The following is a 6,000-nucleotide window of genomic DNA, read 5'->3' on the forward strand; positions in this document are numbered from 1 at the left end:
TTCTTCAAGGTAGAAGATGCAGTGACTGCGCGCTGCATCGCCGGACAGCAGCGCTTTTTCACTATCATAGGTTAAATAAAATTCGTTTTTTCCCTCGTTAGGGTTCGAGGGTGCGCCTTGCGCGCGCATATGCCGGAACGAACCCGATCATCATACGTTCGCCGGATGTACTTACGTTTCGACTCTCGCATTTGAAGCAGAGACAACATGCATGCTCCAAGTCCCCCGGCCCGCAAGGTTCGCGTTGGAATCGTCGGGATCGGAAACTGCGCCAGCTCTCTCGTTCAAGGATTGAGCTATTACCGAGAAGCGAAGTCGAATGAGCCGGTCCCCGGGCTCATGAATGTTAATCTCGGTGGTTATCACGTCAGAGACATCGAGATTTCGGCGGCGTTCGACGTGAACGCGCGAAAAGTCGGAAAGGATGTCGCCGACGCAGTCTGGGCCAGCCCTAATAATACTCACCGGTTTGCCGATGTTCCTCACACCGGGGTCACGGTCCTGCGCGGGCGAACGCTGGATGGAATTGGAGAATACCTCCGCGAGGACATCGAAGTTTCAGATGAACCAGAGTCGGACGTGGCGACGGCGCTGACCCAATCGCGTACCGACGTGCTTGTATCGTATTTGCCGGTTGGTTCGCAAAAGGCCACTGAATGGTATGCGGAACGCGCTCTTGAAGCGGGTTGCGGGTTCGTCAATTGCATTCCCGTCTTTATCGCTTCGGACCGCAAATGGCGTGCGCGTTTTGAAAAAGCAGGCATTCCCATCCTGGGTGACGATATCAAGAGTCAGGTAGGCGCTACGATCGTCCATCGGGTGCTGGCCAACTTGTTTCGAAGTAGAGGAATTCGGCTCGATCGCACGTACCAGCTTAATTTTGGCGGAAATGCAGACTTCAAGAACATGCTTGAACGAGAGCGACTGAAATCGAAGAAGATCTCGAAAACTCAGGCGGTGACGAGTCAATTTGACGTGCCGCTAGAGGCCGGCAACATCCATGTCGGTCCGAGCGATCACGTGCCATGGCTGACTGATCGGAAGATGGCGTATATCCGGCTTGAAGGTACGGCGTTCGGTGGGGTTCCTCTTAGCGCCGAACTGAAGCTGGACGTCTGGGACTCTCCAAATTCCGCGGGAGTGGTTATCGATGCCGTTCGTTGTGCGAAGCTCGCAATGGACCGCGGCATTGGAGGCGCTTTGATCGGGCCTTCCAGCTATTTCATGAAGTCTCCACCCCAACAATTTGCAGACGATGAAGCCCGCGACCGGACTTACCGCTTCATCGCTGGTGACGCGTAAAGGCAGTCGCGTGGCTACGCATATCCACCTTGTACGTCACGGTCATCATGCGCTGCTGGGCGGCGTGCTATGCGGTCGAATGCCGGGGGTTCAGCTTGATGAACTGGGTTGCCGGCAAATGGCGGCGCTCGCGGAGCTTATAAGCCAAATTGCCCCTTTAGCATTGCAGTCCAGCCCGCAACGCAGGGCACTTCAATCGGCCGGTATCATCGCCGCAAGATGCGGCCTTGCAGTGGAGGTCGTGCCTGCAGTCGATGAGATCGATATGGGGGCGTGGACCGGCGTCGAGTTTTCGCGTCTTGCGCTTAATAAAGACTGGCAGCGCTGGAATGAAAAGCGCGGCAGTTCGCAACCCCCTGGCGGCGAGAGCGCGATCGCGCTGCAGAAGAGGGTGGTCGCGCACATTGAACAGCTCAGGTCTTTCGGGGGTCCGATCGTCATTGTGAGCCACGCCGAGCCGATCCGCGCGGCGGTGCTGCACTATCTGCAATGGCCGTTGGATGATTTTCACTCGGTGACGATCGATCCCGCCAGCGTGAGTACGATTTCGCTGGAGGGTTCGCGCGGACGCGTCGCGCGAGTGAACGGAGAAGTCTCGGCATGAAGATCGTAATCTTCGGTCTGACGATCAGCTCATCATGGGGCAATGGGCACGCCACGTTGTGGCGTGGGCTGAGTAGGGCGTTGATCCAGGGCGGACATGAGATCATCTTCTATGAACGCGACGTTCCCTATTACGCCGAGATGCGGGATCTGCATGAAATTCCTGGCGGGCGCTTGGAGTTATATCAGGATTGGCAAAGCATCCGAAGGCAAGCCAGCGCCGACGCGAGCGACGCAGATGTCGCGATTATCAGCTCTTATTGTCCTGACAGTCTCGCCGCCGGCGACGTCGTGCTTGCGGACTGCAGAGGGCTGCGTGTTTTTTACGATCTGGATACGCCGATAACGCTGGCGCGTCTCGAAGCCGGGGAATCCGTGCCCTATATCGCGCCGTCGGGTCTCAGCGGCTTTGATCTGGTACTGAGCTACAGTGGCGGCCGCGCGCTGGATGAATTCCATAGGCGATTGGGCGCCCGGCGTGTTGCTCCGCTCTATGGTCACGTCGACCCGGACCTACATTGTCCTGCCCGGCCGCTCGCGCATTACCGAGCCGATCTTTCCTATTTGGGGACCTACTCCGAAGACCGGCAGGAAGCACTTGAAGCGTTACTGGTCGCGCCGGCCCAAAAGCAGCCGGATCGGAAGTTCCTGATTGGTGGCGCTCAATACCCACAGCATTTCCCATGGTCTTCAAACATCTATTTCGTTCGTCATCTGCCGCCAGCCGAACACGCGGCCTTCTTCTGTTCATCGCGTCTTACGCTCAACGTCACCCGTCGGGCAATGGTTGAGAGCGGCTGGTGCCCTTCGGGCCGCTTGTTCGAGGCTGCCGCTTGTGGGGCGCCGATCGTAAGCGATGTCTGGGAAGGACTGGATGCATTCTTTCAGCCTGATGAGGAGATCATTCTGGCCGAAGGATCGGGCGATGTAATGGCCGCGCTTGAGCTTGGCGATCAGGAATTGCAGACGATGGCCCGCCGCGCGCGCGAGCGGACCCTGCAGGAGCACAGCTCCCGCCGGCGTGCCGACGAACTGATTCATCTGCTGGAAAGTGCCTCTCATCGGCAGCCCGGCGTTCTGGCCTCAGTGGGGGTGTAGGATGTGGGGCATCGTCCCGGCGGCCGGGCGCGGGAGCCGCATACAGCCACTGGCATTTTCAAAAGAACTCCTGCCGGTGGGAAGCAGGACCGATGATGGAGTCGAGCGTCCATGCGCCGTCTCAGAGTATCTGTTGGAGCGGCTGATCCTCGGCGGCGCGGACAAGATCTGCTTTGTGATTTCACCGGGCAAATCGGACATTCTCGGATATTTCGGCGACAGCTACGGTGGTGCTCAGATCGCCTATGTGGTTCAGCCGAATGCCGAAGGTCTCTGCGATGCGATCTTCCGTGCCAGCTGCGTTGTCGGCGATGCTGAACCGGCGATGGTCGGACTTCCTGACACGATCTGGTTTCCCGAAGATGCGCTTGCCGCGCTGCCGGATTGCGAACTGTCCTTTCTGCTGTTCCCGGTCGAGCATCCAGAATTTTTCGATGCCGTGGTCATGGAGGGAGACCGAGTCACAGAAATTCAGGTCAAGCAAAAATCGGCTGCATCTCAGTGGATATGGGGCGCGTTCCGGATGTCGGCGTCAGGCTTCAGGGATCTGCGGACGCTGTGGGAAGCCCGCGGCCGAAGCGACGAATATTTCGGAACGCTCGTCAACAGCTATCTCGGTGGAGGCGGCACCGCGCTCGGAGCGAAAGCCGGCGAAGCTTACGTCGATCTGGGTACGCTCCACGGCTACCGTACCGCAATGACCCTGCTGTTGAGCCGTAGAGAGCTCGGTGCATCCCGTAGTATGTTCAAGGGCGCGCCAAGATCGGCGCTGCTCGAAGCAGCCGCTCTCCACGGAGGGCGCACGTGAACGCTTTGTCGACAGAAGAGATTCGCCAGCGCATCGACGCGCTTGGGCCGTGGTTTCACAATCTCAACCTGCACGGGGTTCCGACGGCACCATCGCACTATCTTGGCGATTACCCGCAGGTCAAATGGCGGCGCTTCTCGGATGTGGTTCCGAAATCCCTGACCGGAAAGACGGTGCTGGACATCGGCTGCAACGCCGGATTCTATGCAATGGAGATGAAGCGGCGCGGCGCGGACAGGGTGCTTGGGCTGGACAGCCGCGACGAGTACCTGGCCCAAGCGCGCTTCGCCGCAGAGGTCAACGATCTTGACATCGAATTTCGCAATCTCTCCGTTTACGAAGTAGGAACGCTTCGCGAGAGGTTCGATCTCGTGATCTTTATGGGCGTTCTCTACCACTTGAGGCATCCGCTACTGGCGCTGGATCTGATTTATGAGCACGTCGCGCGAGATTTGATGCTGTTTCAATCCATGCAGCGCGGCAGCGATCGGACCGGTAAGTTCGATCAGGATTACGATTTCTGGAGCACTGACCAATTCGACAGTGACGAATTTCCAAAGATGCACTTCATCGAGCACCGTTATGCGGATGATCCAACAAATTGGTGGATCCCAAATCGAAGCTGCACCGAAGCCATGTTAAGGAGCGCGGGCTTCGCGATCGCGGCGCACCCGGAATCCGAAGTCTATTTGTGCCGGCGCTGCAAGCGGCCATATCCCGATGAAGCCTACCTGGTCCGCAGGGGCGAAGCATGATCGAAGCTGCTAAAATCTGGAATGAGCCCAATAACAAGTCGCACTGGGACCTTGAGCTTGATCCCGGTTGGACGCGATTCGCAGAAATGGCGGTGCTCGCCGCCAAAGCCATTCGTTCGGTCCATCCGACATTGCCGCGGGTTCTCGGCGGCATTTCACCAATTGATCCCGGTTTCATGAGCCGCATGAAATCCGCCGGCGTGCTCGACCATGTCGAGGCGGTAGCTGTTCACGGCTTTCCGCTCGACTGGAATCTATGGCAGATCGATGAATGGCCGAACAAGGTGGCAGAGATTGAATCGATGGTCTCTGTTCCGGTCTGGGTCACCGAAATTGGCGTATCCTCATTTGGAGCTGAGGAGGTTCAGGCGTGGGGGATCAAACGATCGGCGCAGCTCCTGAAGAATCGCTCGCCGCGGATCCATTGGTATAGCCTCTACGATTTACCCACGGCATGGGAAGCGACCACCCGCCACAAGGAGGCGGAGGGCTCCTCCTACTACCGGCATTTTCACATGGGCCTGCTTCGCGAAGACGGCACGCCCAAACTCGGACTCGCGGCATTCGCCAAGGAAGTTGATTGCCTCGGTCTGTGCCAATGGTTCCATTTTGAAGACCACAGGCTGGATGACGCGGTCGCCTGGTTGCGACGGCTTGGCGTTCGCCACCTTCGCACCGGCTTGTCGTGGGCGGACAGTTATCGTCCCGGCGCGCTGGCATGGTTCGACCGTCAAATGGAGGCGCTCGATGAATTCGAAGTGACATTGACGTTCTGCTTCACGCCTGAACATCGCGGCCTTGCTCCCCATCACACCAGCGCTCCTCAGGTCCCGGAAGAGTTTGCCGAGTTCTGCGCGCGCATGATCGAACGTTATTGCCCCAGGCAGGCAGTGGCGAGCCGCGGCAACAAACCGGAGGCAGAATGCGCGCCATCATATTAGTCATGGATTCGGTCGGGATCGGATCGGCTCCGGACGCATCTGCCTACGGCGACCTCGGCGCAAATACGGTGGGGCATATTGCAGAGGCATGCGCAGGCGGCGCTGCTGATGGTGCCGCGCGAACAGGGCGATTGAATGTTCCCAACTTGATCAGCCTTGGGCTAGCTGACGCTTGCCGGCTCGCGACCGGGCACGTGCCACCTTTTCTGGATGTGCGGAGGCGAGAGGGCCGTTGTGGTTGCGCGGCAGAGATTTCCAAAGGCAAAGACACGCCGTCGGGACATTGGGAACTTGCCGGTGTCCCCGTCACATTCGACTGGGGCTACTTTCCGCGGACGATTCCCTGTTTTCCGGACGAAATCGTTTCGCGATTGTGCAAGCGCGCGGGACTTCCGGGCATTCTCGGCAACTGCCATGCTTCAGGTACCGAAATCATCGCCCAGTACGGTGACGAGCACATTCAATCCGGAAAGCGGATTTGCTACACTTCGGC

Annotated in this window: 6 protein-coding genes and 1 pseudogene; all 7 read left to right on the forward strand. The window is 58.4% G+C overall.

Annotated elements, in window-relative coordinates:
• The first annotated feature begins 207 nt into the window (after window positions 1-207).
• Window positions 208-1,302 carry an inositol-3-phosphate synthase gene (locus VJV58_RS15700; RefSeq protein WP_324138282.1) on the forward strand — a complete coding sequence of 365 codons (1,095 nt, stop codon included), beginning with the start codon at window positions 208-210 and terminating at the stop codon, window positions 1,300-1,302.
• A 10-nt stretch (window positions 1,303-1,312) separates the two neighbouring features.
• Complete coding sequence (locus VJV58_RS15705) at window positions 1,313-1,906, forward strand: histidine phosphatase family protein (protein ID WP_324138283.1); 594 nt, start codon at window positions 1,313-1,315, stop codon at window positions 1,904-1,906.
• Window positions 1,903-3,003 (forward strand): CgeB family protein, encoded by a 1,101-nt coding sequence (locus VJV58_RS15710; protein ID WP_324138284.1) that lies wholly within the window; start codon window positions 1,903-1,905, stop codon window positions 3,001-3,003. Before VJV58_RS15705 ends, VJV58_RS15710 begins: the two co-directional genes overlap by 4 nt.
• A gap of 1 nt (window position 3,004) precedes the next feature.
• Window positions 3,005-3,811, forward strand: coding sequence for a sugar phosphate nucleotidyltransferase (locus VJV58_RS15715; RefSeq protein WP_324138285.1), 807 nt, complete (start codon window positions 3,005-3,007; stop codon window positions 3,809-3,811).
• A complete protein-coding gene (locus VJV58_RS15720; protein ID WP_324138286.1) occupies window positions 3,808-4,566 on the forward strand; it encodes a TIGR04290 family methyltransferase in 759 nt (252 codons plus the stop codon). The genes VJV58_RS15715 and VJV58_RS15720 overlap by 4 nt, the downstream gene beginning before the upstream one ends.
• Entirely contained in the window at window positions 4,563-5,507 is a 945-nt protein-coding gene (locus VJV58_RS15725) for a beta-xylosidase (protein WP_324138287.1), read from the forward strand. Before VJV58_RS15720 ends, VJV58_RS15725 begins: the two co-directional genes overlap by 4 nt.
• Window positions 5,489-6,000: pseudogene (locus tag VJV58_RS15730) on the forward strand (phosphopentomutase); the annotation flags it as partial. The gene VJV58_RS15725 and the pseudogene VJV58_RS15730, both read left to right, overlap by 19 nt.

Source organism: Bradyrhizobium sp., assembly GCF_035273305.1.
GTDB lineage: Bacteria > Pseudomonadota > Alphaproteobacteria > Rhizobiales > Xanthobacteraceae > Bradyrhizobium.

Coding starts and splice junctions, on each gene's coding strand:
- VJV58_RS15725 (WP_324138287.1), top strand. CDS start 4,563: ATGATCGAAGCTGCTAAAATCTGGAATGAGCCCAATAACAAGTCGCAC.
- VJV58_RS15715 (WP_324138285.1), top strand. CDS start 3,005: ATGTGGGGCATCGTCCCGGCGGCCGGGCGCGGGAGCCGCATACAGCCA.
- VJV58_RS15700 (WP_324138282.1), top strand. CDS start 208: ATGCATGCTCCAAGTCCCCCGGCCCGCAAGGTTCGCGTTGGAATCGTC.
- VJV58_RS15710 (WP_324138284.1), top strand. CDS start 1,903: ATGAAGATCGTAATCTTCGGTCTGACGATCAGCTCATCATGGGGCAAT.